Below are 25,573 nucleotides of genomic sequence, written 5' to 3' on the forward strand. Positions count from 1 at the left end.
GATCTAAAACATATTTAACCGCTGGTCACTTTAGAAAACGGTTACAAAAGGTCCATGCAATGTACTTATCAGGTACATATTTTCAAGGAGGGGTAACATGTCGAAGTCCCGTAAAAAAGTAGCAAAAACCATTACAGCCGCCGCCGTGGCATTCAATGTGCTGGCGCTCCCGTTTGCGGCCTATGCCGACGGAAGCACGGCGAACCCGAAGGTCAAACTCCGTTTGATGGAAACATCCGATTTGCATGTCAACATGGTCAACTATGACTACTATGCGGACAAGCCGACGGACGAATACGGATTCGCCAAAACGGCCAGCCTGATCAACGCTGCGCGCAAGGAAGCCAAGAACAGCCTGCTGTTCGACAACGGCGACCTGCTGCAGGGCAATCCGCTGGGCGATTACGTAGCGAAAGTAAACCCGCTCAAGCCGGGCCAAATTCATCCCGTGTATAAAGCCATGGACTTGATGGACTATGACGCGGGCGGCGTAGGGAACCATGAATTCAACTACGGGCTCGATTTTCTGAAGCTGGCCGAACAAGGAGCCGACTTCCCGATCGTCAACGCCAACATTTACAAGGACGACGGGGATCAGGATGAAAGCAATGACGTGAACTATTTCACCCCTTATACGATCCTGAACAAAAAAGTGATTGACGAAAACGGCCAGGAGCAGACCGTCAAAGTCGGCGTGATTGCTTTTGCTCCGCCGCAAATCATGCAGTGGGACAGCGCAAATCTGGTCGGCAAAGTCATCGCCAAGGACATCATCCAGACCGCCAAAAAGTTCGTGCCGCAAATGAAAAAAGAAGGCGCCGACATCGTCGTCGCGATTCCGCACTCCGGCTTCGAGGAGATTCCGCAAACGGAATTGATGGAAAACTCCGTGCTTTATTTGAGCCAGGTCGAAGGCATCGACGCGATCATGTTCGGGCATGCGCATAAAACCTTCCCGAGCGCCGAATTCAAGGGCAAAAAAGGGGTAGACCTCGAAAAAGGCACCATCAACGGCGTTCCTTCCGTCGAACCGGGGTATTGGGGGGACCATCTCGGCATCATCGATTTGGACCTTGAAAAGGTGGACGGCAAATGGAAGGTCGTCGATTCCAAAACCGAAACCCGCGCCGTATACGACGTAACCAACAAAAAGGCGCTGGTCGACGCCGACCCGAAAATCGTCGATGCGGTAAAAACCGAGCATGACGCCACGATCGAATACGTTCGCGGTCCGGTAGGCAAAACCACGGCGCCGATCAACAGCTATTTTGCGCTCGTGCAGGACGATCCGTCCATCCAAATCGTAACCAACGCGCAAAAATGGTACGTGGAAAAGAACCTGAAGGGCACGGAATACGAAAATCTTCCGGTGCTGTCCGCAGGCGCTCCGTTTAAGGCGGGCGGACGTTCGGGCGCTTCCTATTACACGAACATTCCGGCCGGCACGATCGCGATCAAAAACGTGTCCGACCTGTACGTATACCCGAATACGGTGCATGCCGTCGTCGTCAACGGCGAGGAATTGAAAAACTGGCTTGAATGGTCCGCGGGACAGTTCAATCAAATCGATCCTTCGAAAACGACGGAGCAGCCGCTTATCAATAACGACTTCCCGACGTACAACTATGACGTCATCGACGGCGTGACTTATCAAATCGACGTGACGCAGCCGAACAAATACGACCTGAAAGGCAACGTGGTCAACCCGAACGCGAACCGCATCAAAAACCTGCAATTCAACGGGAAACCGATCGATCCGAAGCAAAAATTCGTCGTGGCGACCAACAACTACCGCGCTTCGTCTTCCAAGCTGGCGAATCCGGACGGCAAACGGATCATCATGGCGGCTCCGGACGAAAACCGTCAGGTCATTATCGATTACATCCGCGACAACGGCACGATCAATCCTTCCGCGGACAACAACTGGTCGTTTGCTAAGGTCGACAAAAAGCTGAACGTCACGTTTACGTCGTCTCCGGACGCCAAAGATTTGGTAGCGAAGAGCAAAAACATGACGTATGTCGGAGACGGCGGCAACGGCTTTGCGAAATATGCGCTTGATCTGTCCGTAAGCGGGCCTGCGCCATCGACGGACACAACGACGCCTCCGGCGAAAACTCCAACTGTACCAACAAAACCGGAACAGCCTCCGGTTCCTGCGGTTCCGGAGAAACCGTCGCAGCCTGAAACGAAGCCTGCACCTAAACCGGAGACAGGCAAGCCGTCCGCAAACGGTAAAGTATACGTCATCAAAAAAGGCGACAACCTGTACCGCATCGGGCTTCGGTTCGGCGTGGACTGGGAGAAAATCGCCAAAGCAAACGGCATCACCAATGTCCGCGGCCTGAAAATCGGGCAGGAAATTATCATTCCGTAAGCCAAAGAGCCATATGAACAAGCCGGCAGCGATACGCTGCCGGCTTGTTTGGCGTTTGGAGAAGGATGGTTCAGGGATCGTCGATGTCTTTGCCGATCGTCAAAATTGGTATATATTTGAAGTGACTGCGTTTAGGAGGTGTTCTTTATAGTTAAGCGAAGCCATTATGCGTTACTTTTTTTGTCGATGTTGTTGGTATTGGTGATCGGCTGCAATCATAAGAAGCCAACAGTGATTCATGCTTCAACATCATGGGCTTTTAATTTTGTTAACTGGAACAACGCATTTTATAAAGAAACGGATGAAAAGCTGCACAAAGTCGGGCCGAAAATCGGCGAAGTTGAATCCTTTGCGACCGACGAAAACATAGAATATCACGGAACCTTTTCAAACGAATACGAAGTTGGTTCAGAGATTTACTCCGTTGAGGGAATAGATCCTGCGAAAGCCATCGCAGTGAAATCCAAGGGAGTGTTCACCTTGTTGATAGAACAATCATTGAACATGAATCAAATCCCCTAGGTCTGCAATACGTGGCATGGACGGGAGGCAACCATGAGCTAGCCTTGCAAAGCGTGCCCGATTTGGACATGGCTCAGGCCATGAACCGTATGTTTTTTTCCATAAACGCAAACTTCGGCTGCCGTTTCCGACTCGTTGGCCACGATCACGTCGTGCTCCCCGACAGTGACTTTCAGGCGCGATCCGCGGAACATGACCTTAAAGGAGAAGGACGTCCAGTGCCCCGGATTAAACGGATTCAGGCGCAGAACGCCGTCTTGAACCTTCAAGCCGCCGAAACCGTAAACCACGGACATCCAGGTGCCGGCCATGCTCGTAATATGACAGCCGTCCTCAGTGTCGTTGTTGTAATTGTCAAGGTCGAGGCGCGATGTGCGCAGGTACATTTCGTACGCTTTTTCCCTGTAGCCCAGCTCGCACGCGATGATGGAGTGAACGCAAGGCGAGAGGGAGGACTCGTGCACCGTGAGCGGCTCGTAGAAATCGAAGTTCCGTTTTTTAGTTTCCAGGTCGTAGCGGTCTCCCAGGAAGAACAGCCCTTGCAAGACATCGGCCTGCTTGATGTACGCCGAACGCAAAATGCGGTCCCAGGACCAGTTTTGGTTCAGCGGCAGGTGGACCGGATCCAGCTCTTTGACAGGCGTCAGGTCTTTGTCGAGGAAGCCGTCCTGCTGCAGGAATATTTGACGTTCGTCATCGAACGGATAATACATTTTGGCGATGATGTCCTTCCATTTCGAGGTTTCCGCTTCGGTCAATTCCAGCTTATCGATCAGCTCGCGATAACGCGATGGCTCGTTCTCCCGCAAATAATCGAGCACTTCGAGCGTATATTCCAGCGTCCAGGCCGCGATCCGGTTGGTGTACCAGTTGTTGTTGACGTTGTTTTCATATTCGTTCGGCCCCGTCACGCCAAGCATCATGTATTGATCCTTCGCGGCGACGTAGTTGACGCGCTCCTCCCAGAAACGCGAAATTTCGGCGAGCACCTCCAGGCCGTATTGGCCGAGGTAGTCGATATCCCCGGTGTAGTTCACGTAATTGTAAATGGCGTAAGCGATCGCGCCGTTCCGGTGAATTTCCTCGAAGGTGATTTCCCATTCGTTATGGCATTCTTCGCCGTTCATCGTCACCATCGGATACAGGGCGCCTTTCGCGAAGCCGAGCTTGCGCGCGTTTTCCTTCGCCTTTTCCAAATGCTTATAGCGGTATATGAGCAGGTTGCGGGCGATGGAGCTGTCGGCGGTGCTCAAGTAAAACGGCAGGCAATAAGCTTCGGTGTCCCAATAGGTGCTGCCGCCGTATTTTTCGCCGGTAAACCCTTTGGGGCCGATGTTTAGGCGGTCGTCTTCGCCGGTGTAGGTCTGGTTCAGCTGGAAAATGTTAAACCGGATCGCCTGCTGCGCCGCGACGTCTCCTTCGATCACGATGTCGCTGTCCCGCCATTTATCGGCCCATGCCTGAACCTGCTCCCGGTACAGCGTTTCAAAACCTGCTTCCAACGCGCTGCGGAGCGCTGCGCGCCCGGCTTCGATCAGCTGGCCCAGGCCATGGTCGCGGGAGGTGACGTTTGCCGCATATTTGTAAACGACGACCTGCTCATTTGCAGCCGCTTCGATTTGCGTGCGGAAGCCGACGTATTTCTCTTTCTCGACCTGCTCGGTTTCGAGCTTCACGGCTTCGCCGTTTTTGGCGACTTCAAAGGCCATGACCGAGGTCAGGTGGAAATCGAGCTTTTTCGTTTTGACGGTCAGCGCTGCATCGCGTTCCCCGAATTCCTTCGCAACTTCAACCCAAAATTTTTCGTCGTAGTTGGCGTCCCGGTTTTGCACGTCCCCGTCCAGATAAGGGGTGACCGTCAAGATGCCGTCAAAATTCAGCGGCGTAACCGCGTAACGAATGGCACCGATCTCTTGGCGGGCCATGCTGACGAAACGGATCGCATCGACGCGGATTTTTTTGCCGTCTTCGAATTCGGCCGTAAACGCGCGCGACAACGTGCCTTCCTTCATGTTCAGCACACGGGTGAAATCCGTGACCTTGCAGGATGCGAGGTCAAGCGGCTGTCCGTCGACGGCGATATCGATGCCGATCCAGTTGGTGCTGTTCAGCACTTTAGCAAAATACTCCGGGTAGCCGTTTTTCCACCAACCCACGCGGGTTTTGTCCGGATAATAAACGCCGGCCATGTAGCTGCCCTGAAGGGAAGGCCCGCTGTACGACTCCTCGAAATTGGCGCGCTGCCCCATGTATCCGTTTCCAATGCTGAAAATGCTTTCGGATATTTCATGCAGATGCGGCTGAAAATCCTCTTCAACGATATTCCATGGATCGAGCTTTAAATATGGTTTCATCATCATCGGCTCCTTTATGAGGTAAATGGGTGGGTGCAAATTTCTGGTCAAATTTCACGGCTCAAACTATAAATGAGTGGTTGACATTTGCGGTTACGGATCGTTCTTACGATCGCTGGTGCTCATAGATTTCTATGATTTAACTATTCAAAGTTGAAATCTGCTCACAAAGCATATGCTTTCGATGCTAGCTTTCCTTCGGAAAGCTTTCAGGTGACCGCAAGCTTATGCTTCCGAAGCAGCTTTTTTTCAAAAAGCTTTTAGCCAATTTCACAAACAAAATTTCCAGGGAAATATGTTGAAAATTAGCTGGATGGAAAGATTTCTGCAAGACGGTTCAGCGACATTTCCCGCAAAGACGACACAACCGCATCGGCCCGGCCCAGCGTCTTAGGAGAACCGACACCGATGCTGCGCATGCCTGCGCGGATCGCGGCTTCGATGCCGGCCTCGGCATCCTCGAACACGACGCAGGCGGCGGGATCGACGCTTAGTTCCCGGGCACCGAGCAAAAACACCTCCGGATCGGGCTTGGCGCTGACGGTTTTGGTCCCGTCGACGATGGCGTCAAAATAAGGAGCCAGCTTCGTATTGTTCAGAATCGTCATCGCGTTTTTGCTGGCCGAGCCAAGCGCGACAAGTATGCCGCCGGCTTTCAGCTCCTTCAGGAAGTCCAGCGCGCCCGGAAGGATTTCGGATTCATCCATGCGGGTAATGTAATCCACATACCAGCCGTTCTTTTTTTCGGCGAGCGCGAGCCGAGCGTCGTCATCGGGCGCGATGCCGCCGATGGAAAGCAAAATATCCAGCGAGGCCATCCGGCTTACGCCTTTCAGCCTTTCATTGTCCTGCTCGGTAAACTCGAAGCCAAGCTCTCCGGCAAGCCGCTTCCAGGCCAAATAGTGATATTTTGCGGTGTCGACCAACACGCCGTCCAAATCGAACAGGCAGGCGCGAATCGGAGTATGAAGCGTCATGGAAAGTCCCTCCTCGAAGTTTGTGCAAACGTTTGAACTCGAACGGAAAATAAAAGAAGCACCGTTGATGCTCCGCTTATTTTGTACTCGTTTCATGGGGGAACATGCCGCTTTGGCGCAGGGCATGCCTGCTGATCCCCAAGTTCCAAATCTATGCGGGAGAATCCCGCGGGGACGCCCCGATTGGGCGTCACGACTTCTTATCTGTCCGGCGGCCGGCCATCGCCCAGCGCGATTGGCAGCCATTCGTCCGGTTAGTTCTGTTTCGGCGGCGTGTAGACGGATGATTCCCGAATCACCAGCCGGTGGGGAATGATATAACGTTCTTGAAGATTTTTTTCCCCGTCGTGTTGAATGGACTGAATCAATGCTTGCGATGCGGTGTATCCGAGATTATATATGCCGATATCCATGCTGCTGACCGGAGGCGACGCGAGTTCCGAGATCGAAAGATTGTTGAAGCTGACGATGCATAAATCTTCGGGAACCTTGTAGCCCAATTCATGAAGGCCGCGCAGGACGCCCAGGGAAACAAAATCGTCCATCACCACCAGCGCCGTCGGGCGTTCGGGCAGATTCATGAAAAAGGACATGGCGCGGTAGCCGCTTTCCTGCAAAAATTCGCCTTCGACGATCCAGTCGCGGCGCATTTCGAGCCCGGATTCCTCCAGCGCGTTCGTGTAGCCCTTCAGGCGGTCGCGGGAAACGATATGGTTCGGCGGGCCGCTGACAAACCCGATCCGCCGATGCCCCAGCGAAATCAAATGTTTGGTAGCGTCGTAGGCTGCCTGCACGTTATCGTTGTCCACGGACAGGATGTCCGGATATTTTTCGCTTCGCCCGATCAGGACAAACGGGAACTGGTTTTTCTTCAGAAACTCGACGACCTGGTCGTCCCTTCGGGAATACAGCAAAATCGCGCCGTCGACCCGTTTGCCTTTGAGCAGCCGGGATACGGCTTCGATCTCCTCCTGTTCGCTTCCGCCGGAGCTGATCAGCACGTCATATCCCGAACGGTTGGCCTGGGTGACGATGCCGCGAATCAGCTCCATGAAGAACAAATTCAGAAACAACTCCTCGGCAGGCTTGGGAAGAATGACGCAAATGCTCTCGGTTGTTCTCGACACGAGGCTTTTGGCCATAATGTTCGGGTGGTATCCGAGCTCCTCCATCACGTCCCGCACCTTTTGAGACGTTTCCCGGCTGATTCTGGTATTGTTCGACAGCACACGGGACACGGTGGAGGGGGAAACGCCCGCCTTTTTGGCGACATCTTTTATCGTTACAGACATGGTGACCTCCCTGTGGAACCGTTTGCGTTCCTGGATAGACGGGAACCTTTGTTCAAATGTTCACCTTATTTTTTCACTTGATATCTTAATCCAAAGCATGTGCGCTTGTAAATACGGTTCATCCGGGTCTGTCCGAACAAGGCGCGGAAACGGCGAAAAATCCGGCAGATATCAGCCCGTTTCCAATATTGCAATCGCACCGGGCTGTCAAGGATCGGCCAAGCTTTGGCGTCGTTTTGGGGTGCCTGAAAGAAAAACGGCGAAGAAAAAAATGTCTTGCGCGTGCGTTTTCGGACAGCGTATCCTGCGTAGTAAGAAAGCACGGGCGGCAAACCATGGTGGTGCGGCAGTGCATGACATGCTGCCTGAACGTCCGTTTTCTTAACATTGTCTGATGACTTTGCGAAGGAGGAGAACATGAAGCATAGAGCGCAAACGGCAAGTCAGGCGTCCATTGGAAGATGGGGGCGCGGTGCGGCGGCTGCGGCATTGGCCGGCATGCTGCTGGCAGGCTGCGGCAGCGAAGGTCCCGGGGCGCAAAAAGCCCAACCGTCGGAACCGAACGCGGCAGTCGAAGGGCCGCGCGAATCCGCCGGAACAGATAGGAAAGGGGAAGCGCCCGGGGGAGCAGGAGAAACGAAAACGCAGGTTCGCGAGCAGCCGTCGACCGTTTATTACGAGGTATTCGTCCGGTCTTTCGCGGATTCCAACGGGGACGGCATCGGGGATCTCAAGGGACTGACGGAAAAGCTGGACTATTTAAACGACGGCAACCCGGATACCCATGACGATTTGGGAGTAGGGGGCATCTGGCTGATGCCGGTGCAGCCGTCTCCAAGCTACCACGGCTACGACATTACCGATTACCGGAGCATCAACCCCGATTACGGAACGCTGGAGGATATGAAAAAGCTGATCGAAGAAGCCCATAAGCGCGGGATCAAAGTGATCATGGATCTGGTCGTGAACCACACCAGCGTGAAACATCCCTGGTTCATCGAGGCGAGCCAAAGTAAAAACAGCCAACACCGCGACTGGTACGTATGGGCGGAGGATCAGGGCATCGCTCCATCCGGCGCCAGCGCGGCGGGCAGCGGCAATCCGTGGTTTCAACGCGGGGATTCGCATTATCTCGGCACCTTTTGGGAAGGCATGCCCGACCTTAATTTCGACAATCCGGAGGTGCGCAAGGAGGTCCAGGACATCGGGCAGTTTTGGTTGAAGCTTGGCGTGGACGGCTTTCGGGTGGACGGCGCCAAGCATATTTACGAAAACCTGCAAAGCGACCGCGGCACGGCAACCACGGACAAAAACGCGGCATGGTGGCAGGAGTTCCGCAGCGCCATGAATGCCGTCAACCCTGACGCATACATGGTGGGCGAGGTATGGGAACAATCCGCGGCCGTCATCGCTCCCTACTTGGACCGGGCCTTCGATTCGGCGTTCGATTTTAACCTTGCGGACAACATCCTCAGCGCCGTCCGGCAGGAGAAAGACAACAACTTGGCTTTTACGCTCGAGCGCACCCACCGGTTCTACATGGAGAAGTCCGGAAACCGGTTCGTCGACGCCGTGTTTTTGTCGAACCACGATCAGGACCGGGTCATGAGCCAGCTCGGAAACGACGAAAACCATGCCAGAATGGCCGCTGCGCTTTTGCTGACGCTGCCGGGCAACCCGTTTATTTATTACGGCGAAGAAATCGGCATGCTCGGCGCCAAGCCGGATGAGCATATCCGCGAACCGTTTGCATGGACGGCGGACGGGCAAAGCAAGGCCCAAACCTTTTGGGAAAAACCGGCCGTCAGCGGCGAAACCCGGGAGAAGGCCAATGTTCAAACCCAAACGGAGCAGGAGGATTCCCTGTTGTCTGCTTACCGGACGCTGATCCGCTGGAGAAACGAGCTGCCGGCCCTCCGCGACGGGGAACTGGCAAGCGTCGAAACCGGGAATCCGGCGATCGTTTCGTTCAAGCGCCAAAGCGCGGAGCAAACGGTGCTCGTGCTGCATAACCTTTCCGGCCAGACGCAGGAAGTATCGCTGGAAACCGCCGGCCTGTCGGCTTTCAAGGATCTCATTCAGAGCAGCAGCAATGCGGCCGCCATGAACAAAAATATCGTTTCGCTCCCAGCCTATTCCACCGTTATTTTGCATTAAATCCATCCGTAAATCGAAGGAAACCTGCGATAATCGGAGATACAGGAGGCTTTTGACCAGGAAATGAGCTAATTTAGCCGAAAATATGCTGTGCAAACGTTTTTACAAATCAAAAGACGGCGTGTATGATAAACCCATGATTAAAGCGCTTACTTGGAAATGAGACGATGGAAAATGGTCTGTCATACATAAAAAGCGGACCGTTATTGCTGATTGTGAAATCGTTTGCGCTAAAATCGGGACGTACAAAGATCAATTTCAGGAGAGGGGTTATTGCGAAATGAAAATGAAACAGTTTTTGGCTTTGGCTGCGACGCTGACCATGGCGTTTTCCATTACGGCTTGCGGCAGCTCGAACAAAACGGCCGAGGAGCCGGCACCGTCCAACAACAATACGGAATCGACGGCTCCGGCCGAAAATAACAACACCGAGGCTGGCGCGGAAGCGCTGCAACCGGAAGAGGGTGCTTCCCTGGTCGTTTGGGAGAGCAAAGACGAAAGAATGTTTACGGATGAAATCGCGAAGCAATTTACGGCGAAATATAATATTCCGGTCAAAATCGAAGAAGTCAATCCAACGGACCAAGTGACGAAGCTGTCCCAGGACGGACCTTCCGGGCTGGCCGCCGACGTCGTTATTTTCCCGCATGACAATTTGGGCAGAGCGGTTGAAGCCGGCCTCCTGCTTCCGAACGAAGCATTCAAGGACGAAATCACCAAAAACAATACCGAGGCAGCCGTTCAAGGCGTATCCTACGACGGCACGCTTTTCGGATATCCGAGAGCGGCTGAAACCTACGCGTTGTATTACAACAAATCCCTCGTGAAAGAAGCGCCTAAATCGTTTGAAGATGTCATCGCTTTCGGCAAAACGTTTACGGATAACGCCAAGAAAAAATACGCCATCATGTGGGAAACGGGCAACATGTACTTCAACTATCCGTTCATCGCCTCGACCGGCGGATATATTTTCGGCAAAAACGGCACCGACAAAGACGACATCGGCATCAACAACGAAGGCGCGCTGGAAAGTTTGAAAGTGTACCAGGAGCTGAAAACGATTTTGCCGGTGAAGAGCGGGGACATCAATCCGGACATCAAACGCAGCTTGTTTAACTCCGGCGACGTGGCCATGGACATCAACGGGCCTTGGGAGCTTGGCGGCTACAAAAAAGCGCTCGGCGACAACCTCGGCATCGCGCCGATTCCGACGATCGGCGGCAAAACAGCCATCTCCTTCTCCGGTATTAAAGCATGGTACGTCAACTCGTTTACGAAATACCCGAATGCGGCTCAATTGTTCGCCGAGTTCGCATCCACCAAAGACGCTCAGCTGCTGCTGAACGAAAAAGTCGGCTCCATCCCTACGAACAAGGAAGCGCTGGAATCCGACCAAATCAAAAACGACCCGTATATTTCGGCATTCGCAGAGCAAGCCAAAAACTCGCAGCCGATGCCTTCCATTCCTGAAATGGGCAACGTATGGAGTCCTGTGAATGCGGCGCTGCCGGAAATTTGGGACAACAATGCGGATCCGAAAGCAGCGATGGATAAAGCGGCTCAGCAAATTAAAGATTTGAACAACGGCGCAACCAAATAATAAAACAGAAGCTTGGCAGATCCTGTTGAATCGACCCGCCGCTCACCGAGCGGCGGGCGATTCTCCTTAAAACATCGTCATGTTTGCTGTTTTCGTCAAAAGAGCATTTTTCTCGCGTCGCTAGAGGAACTCCGCTTGGGGTCTGGTTTCACGCGGAACGCGTCAACAGATGCTTTCGCATAATTCGGGGAGGGGAGAGGGCTGATGCAAAGGCACCGCAGCAAGGCAACGATACTGTCGATTTTGAGCATGGGACTTGGACAAATATATAACCGCCAGTTCATCAAAGGCATCTTGTTCCTGCTTGTTGAAGCATGGGCTGTTTTTTATTTCAACAGCAATTTGGGTAGAGCGCTATGGGGGATCGTAACTCTTGGGGAAACACCCCGGAATATACCCAAAAAGATCGAGGGAGACCACTCCATTTTCCTTCTGGTCCAGAGCTTGATCACCCTTTTATTCTTGGTTCTGTTTATTATCGTCTACATCATGAACATCCGGGATGCCTATAAAACGGCGCAAAACCGGGAAAACGGCAAAAAGCCAAACAATTTTAAACAATCCGTCCGGTATGTGTTGGATTATAAATTTGCGCAATCCTTGTTGGCCCTTCCGACGATAGGCATTTTGTTTTTTACAATTATGCCGATTCTGTTTATGATCATGCTGGCATTCACGAACTATTCGTCGCCGAACCATATGCCTCCGGCGAAACTTGTCGATTGGGTCGGCTTTCAGACGTTTAAGGACCTACTGGCGCTGAAAACGTGGAGCCATACGTTTTTTGGCGTATTGACCTGGACGATTATCTGGGCGGTTCTGTCCACGCTAACCACTTATTTGGGAGGCCTGCTGGTGGCGCTTTTGATCAATCAGCAGGGCATCAAATTCAAAGGGCTGTGGAGGACGATCCTGGTTATACCATATGCGATTCCGCAGCTCATCTCGCTGCTTGTCATGCGGAACATGTTTAACGGCCAATTCGGCCCAATCAACCAATACCTTGGCTACTTCGGCCTTAGCGGTCTTCCCTGGCTTACGGATCCGTTCTGGGCGAAAGTGACCGTTATCGTCGTCAACATGTGGGTGGGTATTCCGGTATCCATGATTCTCATCATGGGTATCCTGACCACCATTCCGAAGGACATGTATGAAGCGGCGGAAATTGACGGGGCTAGCGGATACCAAAAATTCAAAATCGTCACGCTGCCGATGATCCTGTTCTCGACGGCGCCGACGCTGATCATGCAGTTTGCGGGCAACATCAACAACTTTAACGCCATCTACCTGCTGACGAACGGCAATCCGGTGGTCGGGGATTATCAATACGCCGGCGCGACGGACCTGCTCGTGACCTGGCTGTACAAACTGACGCTGGATCAGAATAAATACAACATGGCGTCGGCTGTCGGCATCATCATTTTCCTGATTATCGCCTCGTTCTCGATTTACAATTACCGGCGGACCAAGTCATTCAAAGAGGAGGATATGATCCAATGAGCGGACGCAAAGTGAGAAGAGGTTTCCGGCTGGGACTAAGTTATCTCGTTCTGGTCATCCTGTCCGTATGCGCGGTTTATCCTGCCCTTTGGGTGGTCTTGGGATCGTTCCGGCCGGGGAAATCGCTGTACAGCAAGACGCTGATTCCGGAAACCTTTACGCTGGACCATTATCGCGAGCTGTTTACTTCGAAAAGTTTCATGTTCGGCCAGTGGTATTTGAACACGCTGAAAATTGCCACGTGCTCAATGATCATCGGCGTATTATTGACGCTGCTGACCAGTTATGCCGTATCCCGGTTCCGTTTCCGTTGGCGGAAGACGGCGTTATCGACCGTGCTTATCCTGGGGATGTTTCCGGGCTTCATGAGCATGATCGCGATCTACCTTTTGTTAAAAGAGTGGCATCTGCTGGACACGCATCTGGCGCTGATCGTCGTGTATGCAGCCGGAGCTCCTCTCGGGGGGACGTTTATCGCTAAAGGTTTTCTCGATACGATCCCGCGCACGCTGGATGAAGCTGCCAGAATCGATGGAGCGAGCAACTGGAAGATTTTTACGCGCATCATTTTGCCGCTTTCTAAACCGATGATCACCTATATGGCATTAACGCAGTTTGTCGGCCCTTGGGTGGATTACATTTTTGCACGGCTCGTTCTGCGGACGAAGGAAAACTGGACGTTGGCGGTCGGGCTATACGATATGGTCGCTTCGAACCAAAACACGAACTTTACGGCGTTTTCCGCCGGAGCGGTCCTGATCGCCGTGCCGATCACCATTTTGTTTATTTTCCTGCAGCGCTTGCTTGTCGACGGATTGACGTCGGGCGCAAGCAAGGGGTAACGGTACGTTTATCGATGTCCATCATATAGAGACGTAATGAAGCCGCCAAATTGGCGGCTTTTTTCTATAGTAAAGCGATGAATATGAATCATGACCGACATTCCGATCATATCGATATAAATGGAAAGGGGCCCCTCATTAGTTTTAGAAAATGTTCAAGGAAGGGTTTGCTTGCCGCCATCTTGAAGTATAGAGAGAAGGGAATATTGGGGAGCGTGATCGTTATTGAAGAAACGTCCATTGCTGGTCGTTTGCGGGCTTGTGGTTGTCCTAGTCGTTGTCTTCGCTATTCAGCGGCTTTTTCAATCAGACCCGAACACAACATTTAAAAAAGAAATCATCGAGAAGATCGGGGATCGGGAAGTCTCCGCGGTGAAGCTGATAAAGTCGTCGGATGAAAAAACGTTCGCTCTTAGAAACAAAGAGGACATATACCGCATGTTGGATGCCATGTCTTCAGTAGAGCTTGAAAAAGCGAACCGCCATCAAGATGCTGCTAAAGATACGTATTCGATGCTCATATTAGTTCAGGGAAAGCCGACATTCAGCGTTTTTTGGGATGATAACAACAACGTGCAGATATTGGATTCGGAAAACGAAACTAATCATCTATACAAGGTCAAAAACGCTTCCGCTCTTGATCCGATTAAGAACTATTGGAATCATGAAACATGACTTAGCACGTTTAACATTCAGGCGAACTTACCGAGAAAATCATGTATGCATATACGGTGGAAGGACCAAAAGCCAAGCCCGTCTCGCCCGTTGAGAGGGGCTGTTTTTCCACGGGCATATCTCTATCTTGCTGTTATATTCTTAAAATCCGACTGTGCATGAATACGCGTGATATACTCCTAGTGACAAAACGGATGACTGGCAACGCATGATGAACGGAAGCCATAACTTCAAGGGAGGAGCGTGTTTGAAATGCACAAAGTGATAGAGCCCAAAATTCTTTATTTCGGAACCCCTGTCGTCCTGATCAGCACCTTAAACGAAGACGGTTCAGCCAATGTAGCCCCTATGTCTTCCGCATGGTGGTTAAACCAGACTTGCATGCTCGGGATGAGCCGCAAATCCAAGACCGTCCAGAACCTTATCCGCGAAAAAGAGTGCGTATTGAATCTTCCGTCGCCGGATCTTGTCGGCGCCGTCGACAAACTGGCTTTACTTACCGGCGCGAACCCAGTGCCCGATACCAAAATGCAGCTCGGATACCGATACGAACCCGACAAATTCGGAACGGCCGGACTCACCCCCGAACCTTCGGACTTGGTTAAGGCGCCCCGCGTTGCGGAATGCCCAGTTCAGTTAGAGGCATCTCTCGTTAAAGTACACGATATTGGCCAACCCAGCAGTCTGGTAGCGATCGAGGTTGCCGTCACTAGAGTGCATGTCGATGAAAACCTTCTAATGGCAGGGGAGAAGAATTACGTCGATCCGCTAAAATGGAATCCGCTCATCATGAACTTCTGCGAATATTTCGGATTAAGCGGCCAATTGCATCCCTCCAGGTTGGCGCCGGTATTCGGTCCGGTTTCCCGCGGTTGAACTGGCCCGTAAGCATCGACCCCCCGAAAGGATAAGCAAGTGAAAAAGGAGCAGTTGTCTCTCGGCAGCTGCTCCTTTTTTATGGATGATTTCAGGCGCGGCCCGGCATGGTACAATACTAGGCAAATACACCTCTTGCGAAGGAGAACGCCCGAATGTTCAAAATATTTATCGTCGAAGATGACAAGGGACTTGTCGGCCTGCTGAAGGAGCATTTGCACAAATTCGGCTACGATACGAAATGCGCGGCCGATTTTGGGGCGGTGATCGCCGAATTCGAACAGTTCCAGCCTCATCTCGTGCTGCTTGACGTCAATTTGCCGATGTTCGACGGATTTTATTGGTGCAGGCAAATCCGGAACGGCTCAACCTGCCCGATTATTTTCATCTCCGCGCGCGACGGCAAAATGGATCAGGTGATGGCGCTGGAGAACGGGGCCGACGATTATTTGACCAAACCGTTCGACTTCGAAATCGCCCTCGCCAAAATCAACAGCCAGCTCCGCCGGGCCTACGGGTCTTACGCGGCATCGCAGCAGCAGCGTACGGTGGGCGTCTCGGGGTTGACCCTCGATGTGGAACGGCTGGCGCTCTCCTTTAACGGGGACAAAACCGATTTGAGCCCGACCGAAGCCAAAATTTTGGACGAACTGATCGCAAGGTCCGGGCAAGTCGTCAGCCGGGACCGGCTGCTCGACAAAATTTGGGACGACCAATGGTTCGTTGACGACAACACGCTGAACGTCTATGTGACCCGGGTCCGCAAAAAGCTGGCGGCGGTCGGCATTCATGACGCCCTCCAAACGATCCGCGGGCAGGGATACCGTCTCCTGCCGAACTGGGGGGATGAAACATGAGGTTGTTCATCCGGGACCAGGCCCCTCTAGTCGCCGTCTATCTGCTGCAATTATTCCTCGTAACCCTCGTGTACTGGCTCGACGGCAGCCGCGATGTAAGCATCAGTCTCTACGCCGGTCTGCTCAGCGTATGTTTGTTGTCCGTTTACCTCGTGATCCGCTATATAAGAAACCGTATTTTTTACGTCCGGCTGGCCGCGGAGGTTTCTTCCACCGAGGAGCTGCTGAAAGACAAACATCAGACGCCGCTCGCCCAAAGCCTGCAGCGTTTGATCAAGCTCCAGTACCGGCGCTATCAGACCGATTTGCAGCATTACAAACATAAAATCGAATCCCATATGGAGTTCATTCATCAGTGGGTCCATCAGATGAAAACGCCGCTGTCCGTCATCCATTTGATGATCCGGAACAGGGACGAGGCCGAATTCGCCGCCATCGGCGACGAGCTGGACCGGATCCGCAAGGGACTCGACATCGTGCTGTACACCGCGCGCCTGGACACGTTCGAACGGGATTTCCATGTCGAGACGCTTGATTTGCGCCGGGTCGTGCGCGAGGTGACCTCGTCCCAGAAAAGGCTGTTTATCCGCAGCCATGTGTTTCCGCTGATCCGGCTGGACGAGCCCCTGCTCATTGCTTCGGATGAGAAATGGCTTGCTTTCGTGCTGACGCAGCTGATCACCAACGCGGTCCGTTATACGCGGGGCGAAAATCGCAAGATCGTGTTTTACGGCTATCGCCGCGGCGAACAAGCGGTGCTCGAGGTGCAGGACGAAGGGGTCGGCATTCCCCAAGGGGATTTGCCCCGCGTATTCGAGCCGTATTTCACCGGGGAGAACGGCAGAGAGTTCCAGGAATCGACAGGCATGGGGCTTTATTTGGCGAAGCAGATTTGCGGGAAGCTGGGGCATGACATTCAAGTGGAATCCGAGGCGGGGAAGGGGACGACGGTCCGGTTGGTTTTTTGAAAACTTGGTTCGCGCAGTGAAGCTTACAAAAGTGTAAGCTTGTGTAAGCTTACGGCATGGCAGCGGGAGAGGCATCTTCCCTATAATAAAACCATGAGATCGATCTTATGAAGCAAGGAGCCGGCAGCGTTGACGATTTTGGACGTGAAATACTTATCGAAAATTTACGAAGGGCAGGTGCCGCGGCAGGCGCTGGACAACGTTCGGTTCTCCCTTCGCGAGGAAGAATTCGTCGGGATCATGGGGCCGTCGGGAAGCGGGAAAACGACGCTCTTAAACGTCATTGCGACCATCGACGAACCGACCTCCGGCGAAATACAAATCAACGGCATCAATCCGCACCAGCTCGGCCGGACGGAAACGGCGCTATTCCGCCGCCGCGAGCTCGGATTCGTATTTCAGCATTTTAACCTTCTTGACGCCATGACCGTGGCCGAAAACATCGTGCTGCCGTTGTCGCTTGACGGCGTGCCGGTGGGGGAGATGGAGCAAAAATTAAATGATATCGCCTTAAAATTGGGCATTTCGGACATCTTGGACCGGCGGATTTACGAATTATCGGGCGGTCAGATGCAGCGTGTTGCCATTGCGCGGGCCATCATCCACAAGCCGTCGCTGATCCTTGCCGACGAGCCGACGGGCAACCTCGATTCCAAAGCATCGGACGACGTGATGAAGACGCTGCGGACCTTGAACGAGGAAGGGGCGACCATCTTGATGGTGACGCATGACCCGGTGGCGGCAAGCTTCTGCAAGCGCGTCATTTTCATCAAAGACGGCCGGTTTTACAACGAGATTTACCGGGGGGACAACCGCCAGGGATTTTTTCAGCGGATCATCGACATGCTGTCGCTCTTAGGAGGGGATCGTCGTGTCCTTTCTACAATTCGCTTATAGGAACGTCTCCCGCAACAAGCGCACGTATGCAGCCTATTTTTTGAGCAGCGCTTTTTCCGTCATGATCTTTTTCGTCTGCATGCTGTTTATTTTTAATCCGGGGATCCGCGAGTCCATCATGTATCCGATCGTCATGCAGACGATGATTACGGCGGTATGCGTCATGTATCTTTTTTTGTTCTTTTTTGTTCTGTATTCCGTAGGTTCGTTTTTGGCCTCGCGCAAGCATGAAATCGGGATTTGGCTGATGCACGGCATGACGAAAAGACAGCTGCACCGGATGATTTTTCTGGAAAACATGCTGATCGGCACCGGGGCCGTCGTCGCGGGCATCGCCTCGGGGCTCGTCACCGGGAAGCTGTTTCTGATGATCGGCTCCCTGGTGTTCGGCGTTCCCTCGATTCCGTTCCGCTTGACGTGGGAGGCGTTTGCGCTTACGACCGGCGCGTTTGCGGTGCTTTTTCTGATCATTTCGATGTGCACGTCGGGTTTGTTGCGGAATCTTTCCTTAATCGAGCTTTTTCAAGCCGGACGCCGTACCAAACTTGCTCCCAAAGGGTCCGCCTGGCTATCGGCAACAGCCGTCGTGCTCATCATCGCAGCCTACGGGTTTGCGGCGACGACGAGCGTTTCCGATCTGTACGTCCGCATGCTGCCCGTCACCGCCATGACCGTCGCGGGCACGTATCTGCTGTATAACCACGCAGGGGTATGGCTTGTCGAGCGGCTTCAGAAAAAGCGGGGCCTGTTTTGGAAAAAAACGAACATCGTCACGTTGTCCAATCTGTCCTACCGGTTAAAGGACCATTCCCGGATGCTGTTTATGGTGACGATCGTATCGACCGTCTCGTTCTGCGCCGTCGGGGTATCCGCCTCCATTAATACGCTGTCGGAACAGTTCCATAACGATTACCCGGCTGCGGTCAGTTATTTGGCGAAGGACGGCAATCCGGCGGAAGGGGAGCATCTGCAATCCATACACAGGGAGCTGCTGGCAAAAGGACTGCACCCGCGCATGCTCCAATTTCCGGTCAAAAATATTCTGGTCGCTCCGGAAGGCTCCGGCTCCGATCCGGAGGTGCTGTCCGTCATTTCGTTATCCAGTTATGAACGGGCGGTCCGGATGGCGGGCCTTTCGTACGGCGAACAGCCTCTAACCGGTTCGGATGCGCTCGCCATGGTCAGCTCCGAACGGGATCGGGCATTCATGAAAGCGAGGCCGCTGGCGGTGCATGCCGTTACTGGCGGGCGGCTGCATATCAAGGAAATCGGCTATACCCGGCATGTCGCCGTGCCGGAGCATATGCTCCGGACGGGGCTGCGGCAAATGGACGGCTATACCAACGGCCTCGTGGTCAGCGACGAATTGTTCGGCCGTTTGGAGTCCCGGGCGGGGATCGACCGCTATACCGCGTTTTACGTGGATGACTTCCGGAAAACGCTCGGAGTGGCGAACACGCTGGCCGATTCGGGCGAGGTGAGGTTTAACGAAAATCGCGGCTTTTCGATCGCCGTCAGCGGCACGCTGTACGTGCTGCAAATGGGGGCGTACCGCGCGATGCTTTTTGCCGCCCTGCTGATCGGCACGGTATTTTTCATCGCCGCGGGTTCCTTTCTGTATTTCCGCCTTTACGCGGATCTGGATTACGACCGGCGGCAATACGCCGCCATGGCCAAGCTGGGGCTGACGGACAAGGAGCTCAGCCGCATCGTGACGCGGCAGCTGGCGCTTTTGTTTTTCGTCCCGATCGTCCTGGCGGTCATTCACAGCAGCTTTGCCTTTATCGCGCTTCAAAGCCTCTTTTATTTATCGATCGCTTTGGAGATGGGGTTCGTCCTGCTTTGCTTTTTTTCGGCCCAGGCGATGTATTTTTTCTTCATTCGCTTCCACTACTTGCGGAACGTCAGGAAAAAGCTGCTGTAACGGGGCTTGGAGAAATCGAACGGGGCAACCGCGTTTTACCGAAAATCATATCGGCCTTTCTGATCATAAGAACGGAGGTTCTGCATGCAAAACTGGATAACGGATATCATGGAACAATTCGGATACGCCGGCATTGCGCTGGTCATTGCGCTCGAAAATTTGTTTCCGCCGATTCCGTCGGAGGTGATTCTAACCTTCGGGGGATTCATGACCACCAAAACCCATTTGACGGTGCCAGGGGTGATCCTCGCTTCGACGATCGGTTCGGTGGCAGGGGCGGTGGTGCTTTATTTGATCGGCTTGCTGCTGGAGGTCCGGCGGCTGGAGCGGATCGTCGAGCGGTGGGGGCATGTTCTGCGCGTCAAAAAAGAAGACATCCATCGGGCGGACCGGTGGTTTGCCAAATACGGATATTGGACCGTCTTTTTCTGCCGGATGATTCCGCTCGTGCGGAGCCTCATTTCGATTCCGGCCGGCATGGCCCGGATGAAATTCGGTTTGTTCCTGCTGTTTACGACGTTCGGGACGCTGATATGGAACACGGTCCTCGTGTATCTGGGCGCGGCTCTGGGCGAATCATGGGAAAGTATCGTGCACTATATGGACATGTACTCCCATTTCACCTATGCTGTAATCGGGCTGGTTGCTCTAGCAGTCCTATATCTTTATCTGCGCCGGGCGAGAAAAATGAAAGCCCAGCAATAACTTGAAGGAGTTGTGGAGAGTTTTGGAGTGGATGGAGTACATTAAAGCGGTGATCCTCGGGATCGTCGAAGGATTGACGGAATTTGCGCCGGTATCTTCCACCGGGCACATGATTATCGTGGACGACATGTGGCTGAAGACACAGCAGTTTTTATCCCAGCCGGTGGCGAACACCTTTAAGGTCGTCATTCAGCTCGGATCGATTTTGGCCGTCGTGGTGCTGTTCTGGAGCCGGTTCATGGATCTGCTGGGTCTCCGGAGAAGAAAACCGGCAGAGGGAAGCGGGGAGCAGGCGCAAGGCCGCCTCAAACTGACCCAGGTCATTGTCGGGCTGATCCCGGCGGGCATTTTGGGCGTGCTGTTTGAAGATTATATCGACGAGCATTTGTTTTCGACACGGACCGTGCTGATCGGCCTGGTCGTCGGGGCGCTTCTGATGATCGCAGCCGACCTGTGGCGCCCGAAGCGCCCGAAGACCGAAACGGTGGACCAGATCACTTACGGACAGGCCTTTTCGGTCGGTTTGATCCAGTGCCTGTCCTTATGGCCGGGATTTTCCCGATCCGGATCGACGATTTCCGGCGGGGTGCTGCTGGGGATGAGCCACCGGGCGGCGGCCGACTTCACGTTCATTATGGCCGTGCCGATCATGGCCGGCGCAAGCGGGATATCGCTGCTCAAAAACTGGGAATATTTCACGGCCGACATGCTGCCGTTTTTTGCCGCCGGGTTCATCAGCTCCTTTATCGTCGCGCTGATCGCCATCCGGTTTTTCCTGAAGCTCATCAACCGGATCAAACTCGTGCCGTTTGCGGTATACCGGATCGTGCTTGCCGGAATCATCTTTCTTATGTTATAAACCGTTACGTTATGAAGCCAAGCTCCCGAGTCCTTTGACGCGGGGGCTTTTTTTCTAAGTCCTTCCAAAGCGGGCGGGGCATCGTGTACAATAGGGTCGGCAGAGGAGGCCTGCGGATGAAAATTAAAGTGCTGATTGCAGACGATAATTCCTTTATTCGGGAAGGCATGAAAATCATTTTAAACACGTTTGGGGATTTTGACGTCGTCGCTACCGTCGCGGACGGGCGGGAGGCCGTGGAATATTGCCGGAACCATGAGGTGGACGTGGCTTTGCTGGATGTGCGGATGCCGAACATGAACGGGGTGGAAGCCACCAGAATGCTGAGCGGGGAAACGTCGGCCAAACCGCTGATCCTGACGACCTTCGACGACGATGAATACATATTGGATGCGATCCGTTTCGGGGCGAAAGGATATTTGCTGAAAAACAATGATCCGGAACGGATCCGCGACGCGATCAAAAGCGTGCACAACGGTCACAGCGTCCTGCAGGACGTGGTGCTGGATAAGCTGAAGTCCCAGGTCGGGGGAGGGCAGGAGGCGAAAGCCGGAAGCCTGCCAGAGGCTGACAGGAAGCAGGCAGAGGGAACTCCGAAAGAGACGGGAGACGGACGGGATGCCTGTCCTTTCGACCGCAGCTTGTTTACCGAACGGGAGCTTGAAGTGATGTCGCTGATCGCCCAAGGGTTGTCCAACAAGGAAATTTCCAAAGAGCTCTTTATATCGGAAGGGACGACGGCCAATTACATTACGTCCATTTTGAACAAAACGGCGCTGTCGCACCGCACGCAAATCGCGATCTATTACCTGACGGGAAAAACCCGTTAAAGCGAAAGGACAACATAAGCATGGAACTATGGACGGTCGGCAATAAAACGATCATGCTGCTGTTTGTCGTGACCGCAACCTACTTTACGGCGGCCGCAAGGGACGTATGGCTGGTGTTCCTGTTTCTGGCTTATTTGGCGCTGAACCTGATTCTGCATATCGTCAAGCAAGCCCGCACCAAAAAGGCGATTCTTTTGGCGATCATCCTGTTTTTGATCGGCTGCGCGGTCTACCATCCGTATTTTGCGCTGCTGCTTCCGCTTAGCTTCAATGAGTTCGCTTCCTTTTATTCCCGGTCCAACGGATTTTTGCTGCTTGCGATCTTGGCTCCGCTCATGGTTCTCCGCGATACGATGATGATTTTGTATGTGTTCGCGGCCGCGCTCGGCTTTTTCAACTATTGCATGGTGCGCCATTACATGGGGAGAGTTGGCAATCAGGAGGACGAGCTGGAAAACATGCGCAGGAATCTGCAAAAAATGGCCAAAAGCCTGAACGAAAACCAGGATTTTGCCCGGGCTTCCGAATATATGGTCAAACTCGAGGAGAGGAACCGGCTCACGCAGGAAATCCATGACGGCATCGGCCACGCGATGACAGGCGCGTTGATTCAGATGGAGGCGGCCAAACGGCTGCTGAACAGCGACCCGGCCACCGCGGAAACGTTGCTGCAAAACGCCATCGGCATTTCGAAGGAAGCGATCGAAGAAATCCGGGTTACGCTCAAAAACAACAAACCCCCGGTGGAGCAGCTTGGGCTCAGCCGCCTGAAGACGGCCGTCGAAGCCTTCAGCGGAAGGACCGGCCTCATGACCTCGGTCGTTCATGAAGGCAACATGGAAGTCATCACGCCGCTGCAGTGGAAAATCATTTACGAAAACGTGACGGAAGCGCTGACCAACTGCGCGAAATATTCCGGCGCCACGGCCGTTCACGTGGAAATCCGGGTGCTGAACCGGATGATCAAAGCGGTCGTCGCCGACAACGGCAAGGGCGCGGCCAAAATCGTCAAAGGCCTGGGCCTGATCGGGATGGAGGAGCGCACCGCGTCCGTCGGCGGGACGGTCGTAGCCGACGGCACGAACGGTTTCAGCATCACGACCCTGATTCCGTATGAGGGCAAGTGAGAATTTTCATCCGCCCCGCGGCGGATGCCCACAACAACATATGAAATTTCTCATGTACAAAGGATGAACTTATGCACTGACGTAAGGGCGTCCTTTTTTATTACCATAAGAGCATGAAGAGAACAACGAAACGGAGTGAAAAATAAATGAACATTTTGGATATTCGGGGCCTGACGAAAAAATTCGGCGAATTCGTCGCGGTCGACAACATGTCGCTGACGATCCGGGAAGGCGAAATTTTCGGGTTTCTCGGGGCCAACGGCGCCGGCAAAAGCACGACGATCAACATGATTTCGTCGCTGCTGCGGCCAACGAGCGGGGAAATTCGGATCTTGGAGAAGGACATCGTGAAGCAAAGCCGCTTCGCCAAGATGAATCTGGGCATCGTGCCGCAGGATCTGGCGATTTACGAAGACATGACCGCCTATGAAAATGTCAGCTTTTTTGCAGGGCTATACGGGCTGCGGGGCGACAAGCTCAAGGAAAGCGCGGAAGAAGCGCTGGAGTTCGTCGGGCTCAGCGACAAGGCGAAAAGCTTTCCGAAAAACTTTTCGGGCGGGATGAAGCGCCGCCTGAATATTGCCTGCGCGATCGCGCATAAACCGAAGCTCATCATTATGGACGAACCGACGGTAGGGATCGATCCCCAGTCGCGCAATTATATTTTGACCTCGGTGCGCAAGCTGAATGAATCGGGCTGCACGATCATTTACACAAGCCACTATATGGAAGAGGTTGAGGAAATCTGCTCGCGCATCGCGATCGTGGATCACGGCAAAATCATTGCCGAAGGCACGAAAGAACAGCTCAAGTCGACCATAACCGACGTGAAGGATATCCGGATCGAGCTGAAATCCGTGCAAGGAATGGAAGGGGAACTTTTGAAGCCGGTTCCGGGCGTACGGACCGTGCTGCAGGAGGAAAACGTGATCCGCGTGCACAGCGATGCGGCGGTCGATAATTTGAACCGGATATTGAAGCAGCTGATGGACGCTGGCAAGGAAATCCGCTCGGTCGAGGAACAGGAGCCGAATCTGGAGACGGTATTCCTGACGCTGACGGGTCGTAATTTACGGGATTAATATTCGCGAAAGGAGGTTATTGACGGGGTGAACATTTTATCGATTGCAATCAAAGAGATGAAACACGATTTCCGGGATCGGCGCACGATCCTGTTCATGCTCGGCTTTCCAATCGTGCTGATGCTGATTCTCGGCTTGGCGCTGACCAACGCCTTCAGCTCGGAAGTTTCGGTCGGGGACGTGAAGGTGGCCGTAAAAGACGCGACCGGGGGCGGCCCCCTTTCCGAAGCCTTTGCGGGTTTCGCGAAAGAGGTCGGCAAAACGGGCGTTGCATTCGAACCTTTAAAACCGGGCGTAAACGGAAGAGAAGAGGTCGAAAACAACCATGTTTCGGGTTACGTGGAGCTGACGAACCAAGGCATTTCCTTATACGGCAGCAGCCGGGACGCGATCGAAAGCAACATCGTGCAGGGGATGCTGGCTTCTTTTACGGATAAATACAACGCGGCGGCGGCGGTGGCCCGCATCGAACCGGCCAAGACGGAGATGGTGCTTGCAACCGGCGGAAGCGACTATATCCGGGAGTTGTCGGTCGACGCCAACCGGACGCCCGGCTCCGTCGATTATTACGCGCTGGCGATGACCGTCATGGTCGGCATGTGGGCGGCGATGGGCGCGGGGGCGCTCATTCAGGGCGAGGTTTTGCGGGGAACGGCCGTAAGGCTTGTCATTGCCCCGATCCGAAAAGGCGAGATATTCGTGGGCAAGATGTTGGGCGGGATCATCTCGAACTTATTATGCGTTATGGTGATCATCCTGTTCAGCAAATACGTGTTTAAAGCCTACTGGGGCCATCATATGGGAGTCGTCATCGCGGTTTTAGTGTCGGAGGTCATTATGGCGATGAGCCTGGGCCTGGCCGGCAGCTATTTGTTGAAGGGAAAGGCTTCGCGGGGCGTCATCAGTCTGGTCGTTCAGCTGATGTCCTTTTTCGGGGGCGCGTATTTCCCGATTCTCGACGAAGAAGGCGGCGGCCTCATGGGATTTCTCGTCAACCTGTCGCCGATCCGCTGGGCCAACCACGGGTTAACGCAGGTGATTTATGCCGATAACGTCTCGGCGGCCTGGCCGGTTTTGATGTTGAACATCGGTTTTGCCGCGTTGTTTTTGGGCGTATCGATATTGGCAATGAGACGCAGGGAGGGACTGTAA

Annotated in this window: 21 protein-coding genes; 18 read left to right on the forward strand and 3 right to left on the reverse strand. The window is 53.5% G+C overall.

What is annotated here, in order from left to right:
* Window positions 1–97 precede the first annotated feature (97 nt).
* Both MKY58_RS01405 and MKY58_RS01410 read left to right on the forward strand, forming a co-directional pair.
* Window positions 98–2,377 carry a bifunctional 2',3'-cyclic-nucleotide 2'-phosphodiesterase/3'-nucleotidase gene (locus tag MKY58_RS01405; RefSeq protein ID WP_339323142.1) on the forward strand — a complete coding sequence of 760 codons (2,280 nt, stop codon included), beginning with the start codon at window positions 98–100 and terminating at the stop codon, window positions 2,375–2,377.
* A gap of 180 nt (window positions 2,378–2,557) precedes the next feature.
* Entirely contained in the window at window positions 2,558–2,899 is a 342-nt protein-coding gene (locus tag MKY58_RS01410; RefSeq protein ID WP_339323143.1) for a hypothetical protein, read from the forward strand.
* 38 nt (window positions 2,900–2,937) lie between these two features.
* On the opposite strand, the gene MKY58_RS01415 is transcribed toward MKY58_RS01410, so the two are convergent.
* From MKY58_RS01415 to MKY58_RS01425, 3 genes are all read right to left on the reverse strand, one after another.
* Window positions 2,938–5,253 (reverse strand): glycoside hydrolase family 65 protein, encoded by a 2,316-nt coding sequence (locus MKY58_RS01415; RefSeq protein WP_339323144.1) that lies wholly within the window; start codon window positions 5,251–5,253, stop codon window positions 2,938–2,940.
* A gap of 305 nt (window positions 5,254–5,558) precedes the next feature.
* Window positions 5,559–6,230, reverse strand: a complete 672-nt coding sequence (gene pgmB, locus MKY58_RS01420) for a beta-phosphoglucomutase (protein WP_339323145.1) — start codon at window positions 6,228–6,230, stop codon at window positions 5,559–5,561.
* A gap of 254 nt (window positions 6,231–6,484) precedes the next feature.
* Entirely contained in the window at window positions 6,485–7,522 is a 1,038-nt protein-coding gene (locus tag MKY58_RS01425; RefSeq protein ID WP_339323146.1) for a LacI family DNA-binding transcriptional regulator, read from the reverse strand.
* Between the two features lie 417 nt (window positions 7,523–7,939).
* Here MKY58_RS01425 and MKY58_RS01430 point away from each other — a divergent pair, with 417 nt between their 5' ends.
* The 16 genes from MKY58_RS01430 (at window position 7,940) to MKY58_RS01505 (ending at window position 25,573) form a co-directional block, all read left to right on the forward strand.
* Entirely contained in the window at window positions 7,940–9,679 is a 1,740-nt protein-coding gene (locus MKY58_RS01430; protein ID WP_339323147.1) for an alpha-amylase family glycosyl hydrolase, read from the forward strand.
* Window positions 9,680–9,959: 280 nt separating this feature from the next.
* A complete protein-coding gene (locus tag MKY58_RS01435; RefSeq protein ID WP_339323148.1) occupies window positions 9,960–11,279 on the forward strand; it encodes a maltose ABC transporter substrate-binding protein in 1,320 nt (439 codons plus the stop codon).
* Window positions 11,280–11,483: 204 nt separating this feature from the next.
* Window positions 11,484–12,779 carry an ABC transporter permease subunit gene (locus MKY58_RS01440; protein ID WP_339323149.1) on the forward strand — a complete coding sequence of 432 codons (1,296 nt, stop codon included), beginning with the start codon at window positions 11,484–11,486 and terminating at the stop codon, window positions 12,777–12,779.
* A complete protein-coding gene (locus tag MKY58_RS01445; protein ID WP_339323150.1) occupies window positions 12,776–13,621 on the forward strand; it encodes a sugar ABC transporter permease in 846 nt (281 codons plus the stop codon). Before MKY58_RS01440 ends, MKY58_RS01445 begins: the two co-directional genes overlap by 4 nt.
* A gap of 225 nt (window positions 13,622–13,846) precedes the next feature.
* Entirely contained in the window at window positions 13,847–14,296 is a 450-nt protein-coding gene (locus tag MKY58_RS01450) for a hypothetical protein (RefSeq protein WP_339323151.1), read from the forward strand.
* 252 nt (window positions 14,297–14,548) lie between these two features.
* Window positions 14,549–15,172, forward strand: a complete 624-nt coding sequence (locus tag MKY58_RS01455) for a flavin reductase family protein (RefSeq protein WP_339323152.1) — start codon at window positions 14,549–14,551, stop codon at window positions 15,170–15,172.
* Between the two features lie 155 nt (window positions 15,173–15,327).
* Window positions 15,328–16,029: a response regulator transcription factor gene (locus MKY58_RS01460; RefSeq protein WP_339323153.1), complete on the forward strand. Its 702-nt coding sequence runs from the start codon at window positions 15,328–15,330 to the stop codon at window positions 16,027–16,029.
* Entirely contained in the window at window positions 16,026–16,997 is a 972-nt protein-coding gene (locus MKY58_RS01465; protein WP_339323154.1) for a sensor histidine kinase, read from the forward strand. The genes MKY58_RS01460 and MKY58_RS01465 overlap by 4 nt, the downstream gene beginning before the upstream one ends.
* 129 nt (window positions 16,998–17,126) lie before the next feature.
* Entirely contained in the window at window positions 17,127–17,894 is a 768-nt protein-coding gene (locus tag MKY58_RS01470; RefSeq protein WP_339323155.1) for an ABC transporter ATP-binding protein, read from the forward strand.
* A complete protein-coding gene (locus MKY58_RS01475; RefSeq protein WP_339323156.1) occupies window positions 17,869–19,818 on the forward strand; it encodes an ABC transporter permease in 1,950 nt (649 codons plus the stop codon). The genes MKY58_RS01470 and MKY58_RS01475 overlap by 26 nt, the downstream gene beginning before the upstream one ends.
* 84 nt (window positions 19,819–19,902) lie before the next feature.
* Window positions 19,903–20,523, forward strand: coding sequence for a DedA family protein (locus MKY58_RS01480; protein WP_339323157.1), 621 nt, complete (start codon window positions 19,903–19,905; stop codon window positions 20,521–20,523).
* Window positions 20,524–20,545: 22 nt separating this feature from the next.
* Complete coding sequence (locus MKY58_RS01485) at window positions 20,546–21,382, forward strand: undecaprenyl-diphosphate phosphatase (RefSeq protein WP_339323158.1); 837 nt, start codon at window positions 20,546–20,548, stop codon at window positions 21,380–21,382.
* 116 nt (window positions 21,383–21,498) lie between these two features.
* Complete coding sequence (locus tag MKY58_RS01490) at window positions 21,499–22,212, forward strand: response regulator transcription factor (RefSeq protein ID WP_339323159.1); 714 nt, start codon at window positions 21,499–21,501, stop codon at window positions 22,210–22,212.
* Between the two features lie 20 nt (window positions 22,213–22,232).
* Window positions 22,233–23,339, forward strand: a complete 1,107-nt coding sequence (locus tag MKY58_RS01495; protein WP_339323160.1) for a sensor histidine kinase — start codon at window positions 22,233–22,235, stop codon at window positions 23,337–23,339.
* 146 nt (window positions 23,340–23,485) lie between these two features.
* The gene (locus tag MKY58_RS01500; RefSeq protein WP_339323161.1) at window positions 23,486–24,421 is read left to right on the forward strand and encodes an ABC transporter ATP-binding protein; all 936 of its coding nucleotides are present in this window, start codon (window positions 23,486–23,488) and stop codon (window positions 24,419–24,421) included.
* Between the two features lie 27 nt (window positions 24,422–24,448).
* The gene (locus tag MKY58_RS01505; protein ID WP_339323162.1) at window positions 24,449–25,573 is read left to right on the forward strand and encodes an ABC transporter permease; all 1,125 of its coding nucleotides are present in this window, start codon (window positions 24,449–24,451) and stop codon (window positions 25,571–25,573) included.

Origin of the sequence: Paenibacillus sp. FSL W8-0194 (assembly GCF_037969745.1) — a bacterium.
Taxonomy (GTDB): Bacteria; Bacillota; Bacilli; order Paenibacillales; family Paenibacillaceae; genus Paenibacillus_AQ; species Paenibacillus_AQ cookii.

Excerpts from the sequence above, each read along its gene's own strand:
- MKY58_RS01455 (WP_339323152.1), top strand. The coding sequence starts at position 14,549 with ATGCACAAAGTGATAGAGCCCAAAATTCTTTATTTCGGAACCCCTGTC.
- MKY58_RS01435 (WP_339323148.1), top strand. The coding sequence starts at position 9,960 with ATGAAAATGAAACAGTTTTTGGCTTTGGCTGCGACGCTGACCATGGCG.
- MKY58_RS01460 (WP_339323153.1), top strand. The coding sequence starts at position 15,328 with ATGTTCAAAATATTTATCGTCGAAGATGACAAGGGACTTGTCGGCCTG.
- MKY58_RS01440 (WP_339323149.1), top strand. The coding sequence starts at position 11,484 with ATGCAAAGGCACCGCAGCAAGGCAACGATACTGTCGATTTTGAGCATG.
- pgmB (WP_339323145.1), bottom strand. The coding sequence starts at position 6,230 with ATGACGCTTCATACTCCGATTCGCGCCTGCCTGTTCGATTTGGACGGC.
- MKY58_RS01480 (WP_339323157.1), top strand. The coding sequence starts at position 19,903 with ATGCAAAACTGGATAACGGATATCATGGAACAATTCGGATACGCCGGC.
- MKY58_RS01490 (WP_339323159.1), top strand. The coding sequence starts at position 21,499 with ATGAAAATTAAAGTGCTGATTGCAGACGATAATTCCTTTATTCGGGAA.
- MKY58_RS01425 (WP_339323146.1), bottom strand. The coding sequence starts at position 7,522 with ATGTCTGTAACGATAAAAGATGTCGCCAAAAAGGCGGGCGTTTCCCCC.
- MKY58_RS01500 (WP_339323161.1), top strand. The coding sequence starts at position 23,486 with ATGAACATTTTGGATATTCGGGGCCTGACGAAAAAATTCGGCGAATTC.
- MKY58_RS01495 (WP_339323160.1), top strand. The coding sequence starts at position 22,233 with ATGGAACTATGGACGGTCGGCAATAAAACGATCATGCTGCTGTTTGTC.
- MKY58_RS01465 (WP_339323154.1), top strand. The coding sequence starts at position 16,026 with ATGAGGTTGTTCATCCGGGACCAGGCCCCTCTAGTCGCCGTCTATCTG.
- MKY58_RS01445 (WP_339323150.1), top strand. The coding sequence starts at position 12,776 with ATGAGCGGACGCAAAGTGAGAAGAGGTTTCCGGCTGGGACTAAGTTAT.
- MKY58_RS01430 (WP_339323147.1), top strand. The coding sequence starts at position 7,940 with ATGAAGCATAGAGCGCAAACGGCAAGTCAGGCGTCCATTGGAAGATGG.
- MKY58_RS01415 (WP_339323144.1), bottom strand. The coding sequence starts at position 5,253 with ATGAAACCATATTTAAAGCTCGATCCATGGAATATCGTTGAAGAGGAT.
- MKY58_RS01405 (WP_339323142.1), top strand. The coding sequence starts at position 98 with ATGTCGAAGTCCCGTAAAAAAGTAGCAAAAACCATTACAGCCGCCGCC.